We start from the raw sequence: 17,286 nt of genomic DNA, 5'->3' as shown, positions 1-17,286 counted from the left end.
GATGGAGTACGCCAGACTTGGCTCGACCGGGCTGCGAATCTCGCGGATCTGCTTGGGGATGATGAGTTTCGGGACCGGCGGGGCGCGGGAATGGCACCTGGGAGAAGACGCCGCCGAGCCGATCGTGCGGCAGGCTGTCGATGCCGGCATCACCTTCTTCGACACCGCCGATGCGTATTCCAAAGGCACTGGCGAGGAGCTCACCGGCCGGTTGTTGCGGAAGTTCTTCGCCCGTCGCGAGGACTACGTGCTGGCCACCAAGGTGTACTACCCGACCGGGCCGGGGCCGAACGATCGCGGCCTGTCCCGCAAGCACATCCTCGACGCGATCGACGCCTCGCTTCGCCGGCTCGGCACCGACTATGTCGACCTCTACCAGATCCATCGCTGGGACGACGAGACGCCGATCGAGGAAACGATGGGAGCGCTGGCGGACGTCGTACGGGCTGGGAAGGCTCGGTATCTCGGGGCGTCGAGCATGGCCGCTTGGCAGTTCGCCAAGGCGCAGCGGGTCGCGGAGATCCCCTTCGTCTCTATGCAGAACCACTACAACCTGGTGTACCGCGAAGAAGAGCGCGAGATGATTCCGCTCTGTATCGACCAGGGTGTCGGCGTGATCCCGTACAGCCCGCTCGCGCGCGGATTGCTGGCACGAGAAGCCGGTACTACGGCTCGCTCGGGCAGCGATCCCGTCGCCGACGACCTGTACGACGCCGGTGATCTCGAGGTCGTCGCGGCGGTCCGTGAACTCGCGAAGGAGCGTGGCATCGCACCCGCTCAGATCGCCCTCGCCTGGCTGCTCGGTGCGAACGGGGTGAGCGCTCCGATCGTCGGCGCCACCAAACCGCGACACATCGAGGACGCCGTGGCCGCTGTCGGAGTCACCTTGACGCCTGACGAACGGGCTCGCCTCGAAGCGCCGTACCGGCCGCACCGGGTGATCGCCTAACGTAGGTCGGGTGCGAGTAGCTACCTGGAATGTGAACTCGGTCAAGCAGCGGATGCCGCGGTTGCTGGAGTGGCTCGACGAGCGGCAGCCCGATGTGGTGTGCCTGCAGGAGACCAAGCTGGCGGACGACGCGTTCACCACGTTGCTCGGCAAGGAGCTGACCGGCCGCGGCTACGAAACCGCGCTGTACGGCGAGGTGCAGTGGAACGGCGTCGCTCTGCTCTCCAAGGTCGGGCTGGAGGACGTGGTCACCGGGGTCGCGGGTGCGCCCGGGTTCCCGAATCCGGAAGCGCGGGCGGTCGCCGCGACGTGTGGCGGGATCCGCATCCACTCGCTGTACGTGCCGAACGGGCGGACGCCGGACTCCGACCACTACCGCTACAAGCTCGCCTGGCTCGCTGCGCTGAAGGAGGTCGTCGCGGCAGGGCCTGCCGAGGCGATCGTCTGCGGCGACATGAACATCGCGCCGACCGACGCGGACGTGTTCGATCCGGCGGCGTACGTCGGGTCGACGCACGTCACCGCCCCGGAGCGGCAGGCGCTGGCCGACCTGATGTCGACGGGGCTGCACGACGTCGTACGGGATCGGTGGCCGGACGAGCGCGTCTTCAGCTACTGGGACTACCGGGCCGGCATGTTCCACCAGGATCTCGGGATGCGGATCGATCTCGTCCTCGCCTCCGATCCGGTCGCGGAGCGGGTCAAGGCGGCGTGGGTCGATCGCAAGGCCCGCAAGGGCACGGGGCCCAGTGACCACGCGCCGGTGATCGTCGATCTGGACACCGCGCCGGACGGCGACATCGGACCGGTCGTCCCGCCGCCGTCGGCTCCTCGCACGACTCGCAAGCGCACCACGAAGTTGCCGCAGAACCGCTGACTCAAACGGGGTAGCTGGCCGGATCAGCCCGGCACATAATGTCGGGATGCCGAACCGAGCTCTGCTGGCGCTGCTGGCAGCGACCCTGATCGTCAGCGCCTGCGACCCCGCCGACTCGCAAGGTCCTGGTGAGAGCGATCCGGTGACCTGGACGAAGGTCGACCTGCCGGCCCGCGAGGAACCGGTCACGCTGACACCCGACGGCGAGAAGTTGCTGATCGGACTGCGGCACCGGGGCGCGAAAGTCGTTCCTGGCTTGACGATCCGGTCCGACGACGGCACGTTGACGCCGATCCCGCTGAAGCCGACCAGTCCGTACGCCTTCGAGGCGATCTGGCAATCGGTGGCGATCGACGGTACGACGATCCTCGGGCTGGGCGGAGCCGCCGGTGGCGCGCACTCGAACACCCGCTACACCGTCTGGACGGGCACGACTTCGGGAGTGGTGGAGAAGCCGCAGGAGTTCAACACCTTCGGCGGTCAGAATGCCGGTGGCGTCATCGGCGCCGTGTTGACGCCGAGCGGGGGCGCGCTGCTCGGCACCTGGGGGAGTGCGGTCTCCGGTCTCGACGCGGCGGTCTGGCTACCGGAAGGTGAGAAGAAGTGGGTCCGGCAGAACGTTGCCGGTACGGCGTTGCAGAGCACGGCCGCTCTCCTGGTCGGCCCGACCTCCGGCACCGTCTCCGGCGACGGCATCGTTTTGGGCGGCTCGCAGGTCAAACTCGGGCCGAACCTGGTCGAACAGCACGCCGCACTGTGGCGTTCGACCCGGCTCAACCAGGGCTGGTCGCGGCTCGAGCTGCCCGAAGCCGGCACCCGCAGCGAGGTGCGGGCGATCACTTGCACCACAACGACCTGCCTTGCCTCGGGGTACGTCGATGGCAAGCTCGCGATGTGGAAGATCGAGGGCGACCAAGCCACGCGGTACCAGGGCGTGCCGCAGGTCGCGGTCGGTGACAAGGACCGGGTGCCCTCGGCGGTCGAGTCGGGCGGCAAGCTGATCCAACTCGCCGCCGACGGTGGCAAGGTGAAGGTCCTGATCGGCGACGACAACCAATGGACCGTCCGCGACGTGACCGGGCCGACTGAGCAAGTCGCGCAGACAGTGCTGGTCGCCGGCGCCCTTTACCTGCTGTCAGGCCCGGTCGGCGGCCCGCTCACGTTATGGCGGGCCGAGGTCGCGGCACTCCATTAGTTGCCCACGGCATCAGTTGCCCACGGCATCAGCTCAGCAGCCCACGGACGTACGCCGCCTGGCCGGCGTGCTGCAGGTCGTCGGACAGAACGCTCACCAGTCGCACGCCGAGCGTGACCGGTGGCTTCCACCTCTTGTCGACGACGCGGTCGAGATCCTCGTCCGTCAGCGTCTTCAGGTATTCGACCGAGCGGGCGTGCACGGCGTCGTAGTACCCGGTGAGTTGGTCGGCCGACAGTTGGACGGCCGCGACCTGGTCGGCGGAGTGCCCGTAGCCGGTGTCGGACGCGTCGAACGGCAGGCCGAGCCGCTCGTGCCAGCCGTCGGCGGTGTAGACCTGCTCGTAGCCGCCGGCATCGGCCAGGTGATCGTCCTGGATCCGGGTCAGATGCCAGACCAGCCAGGCGATCGAGTTGCCGCTGTCTTGAGGCCGGGTACTCAGAGTCTTGTCGTCCAGTCCGTCGAGCAGGTCGCGCACGACTTCCTGGATCCGGCCGTACGCATCGAGCAGCAGTTCGCTGGTGTTCACGCTTCTTCTCCTTCGCGTCAGGCGATCGGAAACCACCGTAGCGCGGCCTGTGGACAGTTCTCGGTCGCCGGGTGTGAAGGCGGTCTAGGGTGGCAACCGGTCCTCTGTCCCGACCTCTTGGGAGGAAGCTGTGGAATACCGCACTCTGGGCAACAGCGGCACCGTCGTGTCGACGTACGCGCTGGGCACGATGACGTTCGGCAACGAAACCGACGAGGCGGACGCGCACGAACAGCTCGACCGGTACGTCGAGGTCGGCGGCATCCTGATCGACACGGCCGACGTGTACTCGGCCGGCGCCTCGGAGAAGATCATCGGCCGCTGGCTGGCGACGAGCTCCGCGCGCAACACCGTCGTACTGGCGACCAAGGGCCGGTTCCCGACCGGTGACACACCCAACGATGTCGGTACGTCGCGTCGTCATCTGCGGCGTGCCCTGGACGCGTCGCTGACCCGACTCGGTGTCGACCACATCGACCTCTACCAGCTGCACGCGTGGGACCCGGTCACGCCGTTGCAGGAAACACTCAGCTTCCTCGAGGACGCGGTCCGGGCCGGCAAGATCGGGTACGGCGGACTGTCGAACTTCACCGGCTGGCAGCTGCAGAAAGCCTGCGACCTGATCGACCGGCAGGGCTGGTTACCGCTGGTGACGCTGCAACCGCAGTACAACCTGCTGGTCCGCGAGATCGAGTGGGAGATCGTGCCGGCGGCGATCGAGAACAAGCTCGGCCTGCTGCCGTGGTCGCCGCTCGGCGGCGGCTGGCTGACCGGCAAGTACTCGTTCGACGAGGAGCCGACCGGCGCGACGCGGCTCGGTGAGGATCCGAACCGTGGTGTCGAGTCGTGGCACCGGCGGAGCAAGAACCAGCGGGTCCGCGACGTCGTCGACGCCGTCCGCCGGATCGCGGAGGCGCGCGGCATCTCGATGGCGCAGGTCGCGCTGGCCTGGCTGGTGGACCGGCCGGCGGTCACCTCGGTGATCCTCGGCGCCCGGACGACGGAGCAGCTGGACGACAACCTCGCCGCGGCCGACCTGCACCTCACCGACGAGGAGCGGGCGGCGCTGGACGAGGCAAGCGATCCGGGTGCGGCGGACTACCCGTACGGCGGTCCAGGCCTGGCGCAGCGGGATCGCCCGATCGAAGGCGGCCGCGGCTGAGTCTCGCGCCGTCAACCCGGCGGTGTTACTTTCCGATGGTCTTTCAAGACCATCAAACCGCAGTCGAACGGTTTCGAAGGAGAAAGTCATGTCTGTCAGGAGTACCCGCCGGATCCCGCTCGTGGCCGCTCTGGGGTCGCTCGTCCTGCTCGGAGCCGCCGTCCCGGCGGTGGCGCTCGGCCATGACCAGAGCGTGCGGACGGCGACACCGATCAAACATCTGGTCGTGATCTTCCAGGAGAACGTGTCGTTCGATCACTACTTCGCGACCTACCCGACGGCGGCCAACCCAGCCGGCGAGCCGCGCTTCACCGCCGCACCGGACACGCCGAGCGTCAACGGGCTGAACGCCCCACTGCTTGCCCCCAACAACCCGAACTCGGTCCAGCCGTTCCGGCTCGGCCGCGACCAGGCGCAGACCTGCGACCAGGACCACAACTACGCCGACGAGCAGAAGGCCGTGCACTCCGGCCTGATGGACAAGGTCGTCGAGACGGTCGGCCGGGGAGCCGGCACCTGCGCGGACTACGGCCACGGCATGGGCCTCGTGATGGGGTACTACGACGGCAACACCGTCACCGGACTCTGGAACTACGCGCAGCGGTTCGCCATGAGCGACAACTCGTACGGCACCGTCTACGGTCCCTCGACGCCGGGCGCGATCAACCTGGTCTCCGGTCAGACGCACGGCTTCAGCGCCGACGCCGACGCCGTACCGGCCGCCACCGGCACGATGATCGGCGACCCGCAGCCGGCCGGGGACAAGTGCAACACCCGGGACAGCTCCGCGTCGGTCGACCCCAAGAACAAGAACATCGGCGACCTGCTGAACGCCAAGGGCGTCAGCTGGGGCTGGTTCCAGGGCGGCTTCGCCGACTGCAACGCCAGCCACACTGACGTCGGTGGCGTTGTCAGCAAGGACTACATCCCGCACCACGAGCCGTTCCAGTACTACGCGAGCACGGCCAACCTGCAGCACGTACGCCCCGCCTCGGTGAAGGAGATCGGGCACAACGGCCCGGCGAACCACCAGTACGACCTGACCGACTTCTGGGCCGCGGTGAACCACGGCAACATGCCGGCGGTCAGCTACCTGAAGGCGGCCGCGTACCAGGACGGCCACGCCGGCTACTCCACGCCACTCGACGAGCAGCAGTTCGTGGTCGACACGATCAACAAGCTGCAGAAGTCCAAGGACTGGAAGAACACGGCCGTCGTCATTGCCTACGACGACAGCGACGGCTGGTACGACCACCAGGTCGGCCCGGTCGTGAACCAGTCGAACGACCCGGCCCACGACGCCCTCACCGACGGCAAGAACTGCGGCACCAACCCGGCGCGGATCGCCGGCGGCTACCAGGACCGCTGCGGGTACGGACCCCGGCTGCCCTTGCTGGTCGTTTCGCAGTACGCGAAGCAGAACTTCGTCGACCACTCCACCACCGACCAGACCTCGGTCCTGCGCTTCGTCGAGGACAACTGGCACCTCGGCCGGATCGGGAACTACTCCTTCGACGAGAAAGCCGGCAGTTTGAACAACCTGTTCGACTTCCGCCACCGGTCGCACGCCACTCTCCGGCTGGACCCGTCGACCGGTCAGCCGACCAAGCACTGACCTACTTCGGTGGCACCGGGCATGGACCCGGTGCCACCGGGGTCAGCTGGGAAGCAGGCCGGACCAGATGACGCCGAGCGCCAAGCACGCGAGCGTCACCACGCCGAACGCGCCGACCCAGAGCAACGCCGGTACGCCGGTCAGTCGACGCAACTGGTCCGCATCGGAACTACGGCCGCCACCACCGCGCCGGGAATGCTGCAACTCGAGCACAGCCCGGGGCGCCGAGAGCAGCAGGAACCACGTGAGCAGGTGAGCGAACGCGGACTGCACCGACGGCGAACCCCACCAGGACACCGCGAACACCACGGCGCCGAAGGCAACTACCGACCAGAGTCCGAAGAGGTTCCGGATCTGCAGCAGGAGAATCACCAGCGCGAGCAGGAGGCCCCAGAGCAACGCCACGGCGTACCCGCGGCTCAGGGCGAACGCAGCCGCCAGTCCGAACAACGCGGGTCCGGGGTAACCGGCCAACAGGACCGCGATCATGCCTGGTCCGGTCGGTCGGCCGCGCGAAACGGTGACGCCGGAGGTGTCCGAGTGCAGTCTGATCCCGGCGAGCTTGCGCCCGACAACGAGCGCGACGAGGCCGTGAGCACCCTCATGCGCGATCGTCACCACCTGCCGCGTATGCCGCCACACCGGGCGCCACGCGATCAACGCCAACGCGACCACGCCGGTAGCAACCACCACCCGCACCGACACCGCAGGCTGCGCCGAGGTGATGTTGTTCCAAACCTCACTCATCACCCCATCCTTCCAGCCCTCCGGTCAACCCTCGTACGACGACCCGCTTCGCGTCCTCCTTCGTCGGCCGCTCGACCCACCCACCCCTGGCCGCCGCTCCTTCGTCGCGGCTCGAATGCAGGCGGGTGTGATGAGTAACGGTGCTGTGGTGGACCGGCTCGCCGCTCCTTCGTCGCGGCTCGGTAAAAGCGTGCGGGGCCGAGGGGAGTGCTGCTGGGTTGCTGGTACGACGGCCCGCTTCGCGTCCTCCTTCGTCGGCCGCTCGACCCACCCACCCCAGGTCGCCGCTCCTTCGTCGCGGCTCGAATGTAGGCGGTCCGATGAGGAACGGTGGCGGGTGTGCCGGGTGCGCGGCTCCTGCGTCCCCTACTCAACCGAGTTCGCCGCTCCTTCGTCGCGGCTCATCAAATGCGTAGGTGTCGCGGGGTTCGTTCCGGTGGACCGTGTACGGCGACCCGCTGCGCGTACTCCTGCGTCCTTGAGCCAGCCGCAAGCACAGTCATCCCGCTCTCGCGTCCTCCTGCGGCATCGATTCTGTCGCTCGTTCGACCGACTCGCCCAACCAGTTGCGTCGCTCCGATCTACCTACCAGGTCAGCTCCAAGGTATGTGGGCGACCACCCGTTCTCGGAGTTGTTCGCTCAGGAGCCATAGTTCTTTCGTGGCCGGCCAGTAGGAGAGGTTCTCCGTGTTTCGGGGCGCCTTCGTCCAAACCGACGTGGAGCTGCCGCCGATCCCTCGGTGTAAGCAGCTCGGATAGTCGACGCCGTCGCCGATGTTGTCCGCGTACTCCGGACATACCCCCGTGATCACGAACTTCCCCTCATAGGACACCGCCCCCTGCATCCCCCACACCGGCGAATCGAAAGCCTCGACCGCTTGCACCACGCCATCGACGGCGCGAGGTAGGCTGGCGGCTTCGTCCAGCGGCCAGCGGACGATTCGGCCGCCGCCTCGCGTCGTGTGTTCGGCGGCGACGAAGGAACCGGTGCCGGAGTGGTCGATGCCGAGGCTCGCGAAACAGGGTTTGGAGCCGGTGCTGTTGGCGCACCCACCACCGGCGTACCAGTAGGCGCCGATCTGCGGCAGCGCGAACGCGTGCCAGAGCGCGTGGTACTTGCCGTCGGCACCTAAGCCGACCTCGCCGGTCGACGTGTCGGTCCGCCAGATGTGGGAGAGGTCGAAGACACGCAGTACGGAACCGCTCGTCGCGACCACAAGTTTGTTGCCGGACCAGAACATGCCGTGCCCGTGTCCGGCGATCGCGGTGAAGTTGCCGTCGGAGGTCGGTTCGACGAGCAGAACATGCCGGTACTTGTACGTCGTGAGGTCGACGAACGACACCCGGATCGCGGTGTCGTTCGCGTTGTGCCAAGTCGCCGCCACCACGCGACGCCCGCCACCCGCGTCGCCCGAACCGGTGACGCCCTGCGGGATCCACACGTTCTCGTCGTCGTCCTCCCCGTCCTGCCAGCAGAACCCCTTCGGATCCAGAGCGGCCGTCAGGTACGTCGAATGGCACAGGGGGCGCCCGGTCCGATTGGCGGCAGCCAGTACTTCGGTGACGCCTACCGGGGTGAGCCCGGGTTTCTGTTCGAGTGCCGTGACCCGGTCGCCGTACGTCGCGAACGTGTCGCCCGAGACCAGTTGGAAGCCGGACGCGTCGATGCGCGGGAAGGACGCAACAGCGTGCGCCGTCGGTACTTGGCAGAGGCCGATCAACAGGGCGGCCGTCATCAATGAACGTGTGATCCGCATGCACTCGATCGTTGTTGACCGCCGAGGTGTTGGCCATCCGGACAACCGCGTGCCGAGCCGTTGACATCGCCCAGGCCGCGACGGACGGTAGTGGCATCGCGGCCCAGGGGAGGGGCTGCATTTTTGGGGGAGTCATGCCAGGACCACGCAAGTCCGCTGCCAAGAAGACGACAGCGAAGAAGACCGCAGCCAAGAAGACCGCAGCCAAGAAGACGACGGCGACAGCAAAGAAGACGGCCGCGAAGACCACTGCGGCAAACAAGACTGTCGCGAAGAAGACCGCTTCAAAGAACACGGCTGCAAACAAGACCGCTGCAAAGAATGCCGCCGCTGCAAAGAATGCCGCCGCCGCAAAGAATGCCGCCGCAGCAAAGAAGACCGCCGCGCCGGCAGAGCAGGCCTCGACCGTTCCGCTGCCGCAGTTTCTCGCGTCGGCAGGAACCTTGACGCTCGACCAGCGAAAACTGCTGGTCGACCAGGCGCTACTCCTGCTCGAGCAGAACTACGTGCACCTGCCGGAGAAGGTCGCGATGCACGCCGTGAATCCGCTGCAGCGGCTCCGCGTCATGCGCGCCCGGATGGAACGCCGTACCGCAGAGTCGATGGAAGCCGAATGGATCTTCCACCGCGAGATGTCCAGCATCTTCCATTCGGTCCGCGACCTGCACACCAACTACCTGCTGCCGGCGCCGTTCGCCGGCAAGATCGCCTACCTGCCGTTCATGATCGAGAAGTGCTACGACACGACCGGCGAGCACTACCTGATCACCAATATCGTCACCGGTTACAGCGCTCCGCAGTTCGGCCCGGGTGCCGAGGTGACGCACTGGAACGGTACGCCGATCGCGCGGGCCGTCGCGCTGAACGGAGCCCAGTTCGCAGGCAGCAACGACGCCGCGAACCTCGCCCGCGGCCTGGAATCCCTGACCCTGCGCCCGCTGGTGATCCAGGCACCGCCGGACGAGGACTGGGTCACCTTGAGCTACGTCGGTCTCGACGGTTCCGCCCAGGAACTGCGCGAGCAATGGAAGGTGACCACCAACCTGCCGCCGATGACGAACCTGGACGCGGTCACGCCGGCGTCGGCGTCGATGGGCCTCGACCTCGACTCCGACGAGAAGGCGCGAGCCAAGAAGGCCCTCTACGTTCGTGAGGTGGTCGACCTCGAACAAGGCCAGACGTCGGCCGAGCTCACCGAGCCGGTCGCGGTCGGCGGCGCGGATCTGGCGACCACGATGCCGGGCGTCTTCCGGGCCCGCGAGGTCGTCACCGCGCACGGCACCTTCGGACACCTGCGCATCTTCACCTTCAGTGTCACGGATCCGGTCGCGTTCCGCGACGAGTTCGTCCGGCTCGCGGCGGCGCTGCCGCAGAACGGGCTGATCGTCGACGTCCGCGACAACGGCGGCGGGCACATCTACGCCAGCGAGTTCACCCTGCAGACGATGACGCCGCGGCACATCTCGCCGGAGCCGGTCCAGTTCATCAGTACGCCGCTCAACCTGCGGTTGTGCCGGCGCCACAAGGACAACCCGGCCGGTATCGACCTCGGCCCGTGGTTCGACTCGCTCGACCTCGCCACCGAGACCGGTGCGGCGTACTCCGCCGCGAAGCCGATCACGCCCGAGGACGGCGCGAACGAGATCGGCCAGACGTACTACGGTCCGGTCGTCCTCGTCACCGACGCGAGGGTCTACTCCGCGACCGACATCTTCGCGGCCGGCTTCGCCGATCACCAGATCGGCAAGATCCTCGGCGTCGACGACAACACCGGCGCCGGTGGTGCGAACGTGTGGACCCACGGGCTGCTCGCCACCTTGCTGAACGAGCCCCCGCCACCGGACCCTACTTCGCCGTACGAGGCGCTGCCGAACGGTGCGAACATGCGGGTAGCGATCCGCCGCACGCTGCGGGTCGGCGAATTGTCCGGTACTCCGGTCGAGGACCTCGGCGTACGGCCGGACGCCACCCACAAGATGACCCGCGCGGACCTGCTCGAAGGCAACGTCGACCTGCTCGACGCGGCCGGCGCCTTGCTCACCGCGATGCCGGTCCGGCGCCTCGGGGTGACGGTCTCACTGGCCGGTACTACGTTGACGGTCGGCCTCGACGTCGACGGCATCGACCGTGTCGACGTCTACCTCGACGACCGCCCGATCAGCTCGGAGGACCTGGCGGCCGACCCGGTCAACCTGACCGTTCTCGACGTCAAGGCCGGCCAAGTCCTTCGCGCCGACGGCTACTCCGGAGGTGAACTGGTCGCGTCACGACGCCTCACCGTCTGAGGTTGCAGCTTGATGTCGGCCGGCGGTCGGCGCCGCCTCTGCGGGCTATGGTCTGCGGGTGAACCGGACACGGGGGCGGAAGTTGATCGCCGGCGGCGCCGCATTACTTGCCTTCGGCATCATCGCGGTGGGTGCGATCAGTTGGGACCGCCATCAGCTCGCACAGGCCGACCCACAAGCATCCGCCGCAGCGGCCGAGGCGTCGGAAGCTGCCAAGGCCCGCGCTGCCCTGCCCAGTACTACGCCGTCGTCCGCGGACCCTACAGCCGACGACGTCGCAGCGGCGCCGCCGCAACCCGCGCAGCTGACCAAGAACCCGCTCTACCGGGTCGGCAAACTGCCGGCCACGGGGTGCACTCAGCCGGAGCAGGAGCCGACCTCGGTCGCCAACGTCCGAGCCTTCCAGACTGAGCTTTTGGGCTGTCTGAACCGGGCCTGGGCGCCCGTGATTCGCAAAGCCGGGTTCACCTTCAAGCCGCCGAAACTGGTCGTGGTGAAGGGCAAATCACCGTCGTCACCCTGCGACACGGACGACAGCGACGCGTACTACTGCGGCGACACGATCTACGTCGACGCGACCGCCTTCCTCGATGGCTGGCGCTACAACCAGGGCGAGACGTTGGCCTATCTCACGTTTCTGCTCGACCACGAGTACGGGCATCACATCCAGGCGCTGACCGGGATCCTCAGGGCCGAATACCAGTGGCAACTGCCGCTCAGTGGCGTCGACCTCTCGCTCCAGGGCAGCCGACGCATCGAACTCCAGGCGAACTGCCTGAGCGGTGTCTCCCTCGGCGCCGACCAGGACACCTACCTGCTGGGCAACCAGGACCTGACCGACTGGCAAGCCCTCGTCCGCAACTTCATCGACCCCAAGCGCGACCACGGCAGCACCGAGAACGCCGCCAACTGGAGCCTCACCGGCTACGACACAGCCAACCCCAAAGCCTGCAACACCTTCACCGCCCCCACCCCACTCGTCGCCTAACCCCCAACCCCCGTACGACGACCCACTCCGCCCCTCGTACGACGACCCGCTTCGCGCCTCCTGCGTCGGCTGCTTGACCCGCCCGCCCCGGGGGCGCCGCTCCTTCGTCGCGGCTGAAAGGCGCGGGTGCCGTAAGTGGTCGCGGTACAGGCTGCTGAGGACCGACGACCGGCTTCGTGCCCTCGTACGACGACCCGCTTCGCGCCTCCTGCGTCGGCTGCTCGACCCGCCCGCCCCGGGGCGCCGCTCCTGCGTCGGCTACGCGACCCGCCGTCCCGGAGACGCCGGTCCTGCGTCGCGGCTGAAAGGCGTGAGGTGCCGTGGGTGCTCGCAGTGTGGGTTGCCGTGGGGCCGGTGCCGGTGCCGGTACCGGTGCAGCGCGGTGCAGCGCGGTGCGGGTGCTATTGCTGGCGCTCGCCTCCCACCGATGGTGGCGGCTGACGCGTGCGCTGACGAACTCCTTCGCCTCCGCCAACCGAGACTGTGACTCTGTTCATATCCTTCGCAACTATCACTATGTTGCGATAATTTGGAAGGACGGCGCGTGGGCGGGATCACAAGGTGAAACGAAGAACCGTTCTTGCGAGCCGATGCGATTCGGCGGAACAGTAGGTCTATAGAGAACGAGCATTCGGTTTCTTGGAGGGGGCCAGGGATGGCACAAGTTCAACTGGAACAGGTCGAGCGCGCGTCCGTGCGGGCGGACAAGCCGCCGGACGAAGATCGAAGGCATCTGCGGTTGGTGCCGTGTCCCCGGGACGCACCGCAAGCCAAGCTCTTGCGCATCCTTCGCGAAGTGCTCTTCGTGGCATTCCTGTTCGGTGCCTACAACCTCGGTCGCTATCTCTCCATGGGGCACGCAGATGAAGCGTTCGTCCATGCTCACACGCTGATCCACCTCCAGACACAGCTTGGTCTTCCGAGCGAGGCGGGCTTGCAGCGAGTTGCCTTGCCCATCCCGGACCTTGCGCAAGGCGCCAACCGGTACTACGAGTTCGTTCACTTCCCGTTGACCGCGCTCGTGCTGCTGTGGTTGATGATCCGCCGCCCCGCGCACTACCCGAAGGCTCGCTGGGCGCTGGCGGCGCTGACCGGACTCGCCTTGGTCGGGCACCTCGTCTTCCCGCTGGCGCCGCCGCGGATGATGCCGGGATGGGTCGATACCGGCGCCCTGCTCGGGCAATCGGTGTACGGTCCGGACGCGCAGAGCGGTCTGGCCAACCAGTTCGCCGCGATGCCGAGTCTGCACGTCGGCTGGTCGTTGATGGTGGCCGTCTTCATGATTCGTGCCACCCGCTCCCGGTGGCGATGGCTGTGGATCGCGCATCCGGTGCTCACCTTCACCGTGGTCGTGGTGACGGCGAATCACTACTTCTCGGACGGCCTCGTCGCGATCGCGCTCGCCGTACCCCTGCTCATCCTCTTTCGGCCGAAACAATTCAGGCGAAGAGGGCGGGTACGCCGGGACAGCGCACCCGCCCTGCTCGGGACGTCGGATCAGGAGTCGGCCGGGGTGGTGGCCGTGGCGAGCTCCTCGTCCGCACGGACCAGGTAGGGCTCGCGGTCGAGCACCAGCCGCGCCGCGGCCGCGCCGATGTCGAACCAGAGCCCGACCAGCTCCAGCCGGCCCTCGTTCTCGGCCCGCTGGACGCAGTCGAAGCTCCGCAGGTTCTCCAGTTGCACCGCCACGTTGGTGACGGACAACTTGTCGGCCGCCGACAGCTTGACCCCGGTGACCGGATCGGCGATGTCGGGGACGTGAGCGGACCGGCGTACGGAGGCTTCCAGGTGGCGGAGCCAGTTCTTCAGCGCGGACCCTTCGTCCGGTACGCCGTCGAGCGCGGCCGCCGCCGCGCCGCAGTGGGAGTGACCGCAGACCACGATCGAGGCGACGCCGAGCACTTCGACGGCGTACTCGATGGTCGCCGCGACGGACGTGCTGGTCGACCCGTACGGCGGGACGAGGTTGCCCACGTTCCGCACGCAGAACTGGTCGCCCGGTCCGGTCGTGGTGATCAGGTTCGGCACGATCCGCGAGTCGGCGCAGGTGATGAACAGCTGGGTCGGACGTTGCCCGTCCGCGGCGAGTTTCGCCAGCATCGGCCGGATCGGGTCCGCCGACGCCTCGAACTCACGGATGCCGTCCAGCATCGAGATCCGCTGATCCGGCTCGAGCACCAGCTGTCCGTGCTGCCACGGGTGCAACCAGCGCGGTCGCGCCGACTCGCCGTGCAGCGCGGCCCGGAACGCGGCCCGGTTGAGCTCGACCGAACCGCCGCGGGCGAGGTGCCCACGCCGCCAGTCCTCGATCGCCTCGTACGCCGCGTGGTCGAGGTGGTCGACCTGGAGCTCCACCCGGACGGGCACGCCGACCGGGATCGTCCGCAACGTGCGAACGAGCGAGGCCACTCCGACGAAGACGAGCGTGCCGTGGATTCGCACGACCCACACACCGTCCTCTTCGGTCGCGGTGACGGTGGCCCGGGCCAGTCGGAAGAGCACGCGCGCAAGGGCCAATGCGAGCCCGGCGAGCACTCCCTCGGCCAATCCGAGGACGGCCACCCCGGCCGCGGTCACGACGTACACGAGTAGTTCGTCGTGGCGTAGCAGCGTGCGGATGTGGGCGAGCTGGACGAGCCGAAGACCGGTGACGAGCAGTACGCCGGCCAGCGCGGCCATCGGGATGAGCTCCAGCATCGCGCCGGCCGCGAGCACGAACACCGCGATCCAGACACCGTGCATGACCGCCGACGCCCGGGTGCGCGCTCCGGCCGCGACGTTCGTCGAACTGCGCACGATGACGCCGGTGACCGGCATCCCGCCGAGAGCGCCGGAGACCGCGTTCGCCATGCCCTGACCGATCAGCTCGCGATCGAGATTGCTGCGCCTGCCCCGATGAAGCTTGTCGACGGCAACGGCCGAGAGCAACGACTCGACGCTCGCGACCAGCGCAACCGTCAGCACTGCGGTGGCGATCTTCACCGCGCCACCATCGGGGAGCACAGGGACGATCAACTCCTGCAGCGGCGCGTTCGGCAGCTCGACCCGGGTGACGTCGACCTTGAACACCGCGGCCACCGCGGTGACGACGACGACCGCGACCAATGGCGCAGGAACGATCCTTGCCTTCGGCAACCTTGGCCAGAGCAACAGCAGCAGCACGGTCAGTACGCCGACCAGTACCGCGCCAGGATGATGCGCCACCAGTTGTGCCGGAAGCCCGGCCAGGTTGGCGATCAGCGAACTCTGCGCCCGGCCGCCGAGCACCACGTGCAACTGCTGGACCGCGATCGTGATACCGATGCCCGCCAGCATGCCGTGCACGACAGCGGGGGACAACGACAGTGCGAGCCGGCCGATCCGGGTGATGCCCAGCAGAATCTGCAGGACGCCGGCCGCGCAGGTGATGGCCGCGGTGGCGGCCCAGCCGAACTCGGCGACCAGTCCGGCGACGACAACGGTGAGGCCGGCCGCGGGACCGCTGACCTGCAAGGGAGATCCGCCGAAGGTGCCGGCGACAACCCCGCCGACGACGGCGGCCACCAGTCCCGCGATCAGCGGGGCTCCGGAAGCGGCGGCGATCCCCAGTGAGAGCGGGATCGCGATCAGGAAGACCACCAGCGAGGCCGGTAGGTCGTGACGAAGAATGAGGTGCCACGAGACGCGCTCGGGCGGCGAGTGGGCAGGGGATTCGGAAGTGGTCATGGTCGGCACGGGTCCTCCGGCGTCGGTGCTAACGGCATCTGAACGTCGAAACAAAGGGTGTCGATCTGACTACTGATAGTACTGACCGGATCAAGCCCGCACGAGCGCCAATTCCAGTTCGTTGCCTGCCACTTCTTTGATGGTTGCCTTATGCACCTATTCGGCGCCGAACAACACCCGTCGGGCGTGGTCGGTGTCGAGGTACTCCCGGACGGCAACGATCCGGCCGTCGCGAACGGTGAAGACGCCGCCGCACCGGTTGTCGTACGTCGCACCGGACAGCGCCGTCGCCTGAGCTGTCCACTCGGCGAACACCTGGTCGCCGTCGGCAAGGATGTTGACCAGCTTGATCACCACCGGCTGGTCAGCGGCGAACAACTTGCCCGCGGCCGCCCCCAGGAAGTCGTTGATCACCACGTCCCGCCCACGCCACGTACCGGACAAGGGCAGGTCTCCCGGATACGTCCATTCGACCTCGGGGGCGAAGCTGGCCTCGATGGTCGGCAGATCTCCCGTCGCCACCGCCTCGACGTACCGGGTCACCACGGTCTTCGGGTCGTTCATCGTTGGTCCTTCCTGATGGTCAGTACTGCGTTGCCACGGATCCGCCGGTCGCGAAGTTCGTCGAGTACCAGGTCGGTCTCCGACCAGTCCGCGATCCGCCTGAGCTCAGGGTGCAGCCGGCCGGTCGCGACCAGTCGCACGAGGGTCGCCAGATCGGGCCCGTCCGCGGGCTCGGAGGCGTAGTGGAAGTGCTTGATCGAAGCCGCCTCGGGCCCGGCGAAGAAGTCGAAGAAGTCGATCCGCGGCGCCTGCCGGCTCGCCTGGCCGAACCAGATCAGCGTCCCACCTGCCCGCAGCTTCGAGAGTGCGACCGGCAGGCTGCTGCCACCGACCGACTCCAGCACGAGATCGAAGGGTCCGCGCGCATCGCTCACGTCGTACGCGAGAGCCTCCGCGCCGAGTTCCAGGAGGCGGGCGCCGCGCTCGGGCGACGAGACGACGGCGGTGATCTCGGCGCCGCCCGCCAGTTCGGTGAAGTAGTGGCCGACGCCGCCGGACGCACCGGTCAGCAGGATCCGCCGGCCGACGACGTTTCCCGCCGTACGAAGGAGCCGGAGCGCGGTCAACCCAGCCAGCGGCAACGCAGCGGCCTGCTCGAACGAGACAGCATCAGGCAGTACTGCGACCTGCTGCGCCCGTACTACGGCACGCTCGGCCCAGCCCGAGTGCGGTAGATGCGCGACGACCCGCGTGCCGACGGCAGGTCCGTCCGCGGTCGTCCGGATCACCACCCCGGCAACGTCCTTGCCCGGCCGCCACCCGGGTCGATCCGTCTCCAACTGGAACGTCTCGCCTCGATTGACCGAGAACGCGGCGACCTCGATCATCACCTCCCCGGACCTGGGCGACACCTCGTCCACTTCGGCGAACGAGACCTTCCCAGGTCCTACCGGCACCACTGCGTGCACCGAAC

Annotated in this window: 14 protein-coding genes; 8 read left to right on the top strand and 6 right to left on the bottom strand. The window is 67.8% G+C overall.

Annotated features, from left to right (window positions below):
• Nucleotide 1: 1 nt before the first annotated feature.
• The 3 genes from EV138_RS04450 to EV138_RS04440 are packed head-to-tail and all read left to right on the top strand — an operon-like array spanning nucleotide 2 to nucleotide 3,021.
• Nucleotides 2-949 carry an aldo/keto reductase gene (locus EV138_RS04450; protein WP_133977164.1) on the top strand — a complete coding sequence of 316 codons (948 nt, stop codon included), beginning with the start codon at nucleotides 2-4 and terminating at the stop codon, nucleotides 947-949.
• Nucleotides 950-959: 10 nt separating this feature from the next.
• Nucleotides 960-1,826, top strand: coding sequence for an exodeoxyribonuclease III (locus EV138_RS04445; RefSeq protein ID WP_133977163.1), 867 nt, complete (start codon nucleotides 960-962; stop codon nucleotides 1,824-1,826).
• A gap of 46 nt (nucleotides 1,827-1,872) precedes the next feature.
• Entirely contained in the window at nucleotides 1,873-3,021 is a 1,149-nt protein-coding gene (locus EV138_RS04440; protein ID WP_133977162.1) for a hypothetical protein, read from the top strand.
• 28 nt (nucleotides 3,022-3,049) lie between these two features.
• Here the strand turns inward: EV138_RS04440 and EV138_RS04435 are convergent, their stop codons facing one another.
• On the bottom strand, nucleotides 3,050-3,550 hold the full coding sequence (locus EV138_RS04435; protein ID WP_133977161.1) for a mycothiol transferase: 501 nt from the start codon (nucleotides 3,548-3,550) through the stop codon (nucleotides 3,050-3,052).
• 130 nt (nucleotides 3,551-3,680) lie between these two features.
• Between EV138_RS04435 and EV138_RS04430 the strand changes: the two genes are divergently transcribed.
• Together EV138_RS04430 and EV138_RS04425 are read left to right on the top strand one after the other, a co-directional pair.
• On the top strand, nucleotides 3,681-4,712 hold the full coding sequence (locus EV138_RS04430; protein ID WP_133977160.1) for an aldo/keto reductase: 1,032 nt from the start codon (nucleotides 3,681-3,683) through the stop codon (nucleotides 4,710-4,712).
• An 88-nt stretch (nucleotides 4,713-4,800) separates the two neighbouring features.
• Entirely contained in the window at nucleotides 4,801-6,327 is a 1,527-nt protein-coding gene (locus EV138_RS04425; RefSeq protein WP_133977159.1) for a phospholipase C, read from the top strand.
• A 42-nt stretch (nucleotides 6,328-6,369) separates the two neighbouring features.
• Here the strand turns inward: EV138_RS04425 and EV138_RS04420 are convergent, their stop codons facing one another.
• Together EV138_RS04420 and EV138_RS04415 are read right to left on the bottom strand one after the other, a co-directional pair.
• The gene (locus EV138_RS04420; RefSeq protein WP_133977158.1) at nucleotides 6,370-7,074 is read right to left on the bottom strand and encodes a M50 family metallopeptidase; all 705 of its coding nucleotides are present in this window, start codon (nucleotides 7,072-7,074) and stop codon (nucleotides 6,370-6,372) included.
• Between the two features lie 593 nt (nucleotides 7,075-7,667).
• Nucleotides 7,668-8,831 (bottom strand): hypothetical protein, encoded by a 1,164-nt coding sequence (locus EV138_RS04415; protein WP_133977157.1) that lies wholly within the window; start codon nucleotides 8,829-8,831, stop codon nucleotides 7,668-7,670.
• 134 nt (nucleotides 8,832-8,965) lie between these two features.
• On the opposite strand from EV138_RS04415, the gene EV138_RS04410 reads away from it, so the two are divergent.
• The 3 genes from EV138_RS04410 to EV138_RS04400 all read left to right on the top strand — a co-directional run bounded on the left by EV138_RS04410 (nucleotide 8,966) and on the right by EV138_RS04400 (nucleotide 13,659).
• Entirely contained in the window at nucleotides 8,966-11,116 is a 2,151-nt protein-coding gene (locus tag EV138_RS04410; protein WP_133977156.1) for a S41 family peptidase, read from the top strand.
• A gap of 58 nt (nucleotides 11,117-11,174) precedes the next feature.
• Nucleotides 11,175-12,104: a neutral zinc metallopeptidase gene (locus EV138_RS04405; RefSeq protein WP_166678483.1), complete on the top strand. Its 930-nt coding sequence runs from the start codon at nucleotides 11,175-11,177 to the stop codon at nucleotides 12,102-12,104.
• A 655-nt stretch (nucleotides 12,105-12,759) separates the two neighbouring features.
• Complete coding sequence (locus EV138_RS04400) at nucleotides 12,760-13,659, top strand: phosphatase PAP2 family protein (RefSeq protein ID WP_133977154.1); 900 nt, start codon at nucleotides 12,760-12,762, stop codon at nucleotides 13,657-13,659.
• On the opposite strand, the gene EV138_RS04395 is transcribed toward EV138_RS04400, so the two are convergent.
• The 3 genes from EV138_RS04395 to EV138_RS04385 all read right to left on the bottom strand — a co-directional run bounded on the left by EV138_RS04395 (nucleotide 13,602) and on the right by EV138_RS04385 (nucleotide 17,281).
• Nucleotides 13,602-15,809, bottom strand: a complete 2,208-nt coding sequence (locus EV138_RS04395; RefSeq protein ID WP_238157953.1) for a bifunctional SulP family inorganic anion transporter/carbonic anhydrase — start codon at nucleotides 15,807-15,809, stop codon at nucleotides 13,602-13,604. The genes EV138_RS04400 and EV138_RS04395 overlap by 58 nt on opposite strands.
• A 156-nt stretch (nucleotides 15,810-15,965) precedes the next feature.
• The gene (locus EV138_RS04390; protein WP_133977152.1) at nucleotides 15,966-16,373 is read right to left on the bottom strand and encodes a nuclear transport factor 2 family protein; all 408 of its coding nucleotides are present in this window, start codon (nucleotides 16,371-16,373) and stop codon (nucleotides 15,966-15,968) included.
• Nucleotides 16,370-17,281 carry a zinc-binding dehydrogenase gene (locus EV138_RS04385; protein WP_202866613.1) on the bottom strand — a complete coding sequence of 304 codons (912 nt, stop codon included), beginning with the start codon at nucleotides 17,279-17,281 and terminating at the stop codon, nucleotides 16,370-16,372. Before EV138_RS04385 ends, EV138_RS04390 begins: the two co-directional genes overlap by 4 nt.
• Nucleotides 17,282-17,286 lie beyond the last annotated feature (5 nt).

It is taken from the genome of Kribbella voronezhensis, assembly GCF_004365175.1.
Taxonomy (GTDB): Bacteria; Actinomycetota; Actinomycetes; order Propionibacteriales; family Kribbellaceae; genus Kribbella; species Kribbella voronezhensis.
The sequence above is the reverse complement of the archived record's forward strand: the minus strand, read 5'-3'. Positions and strand labels throughout refer to the sequence as shown.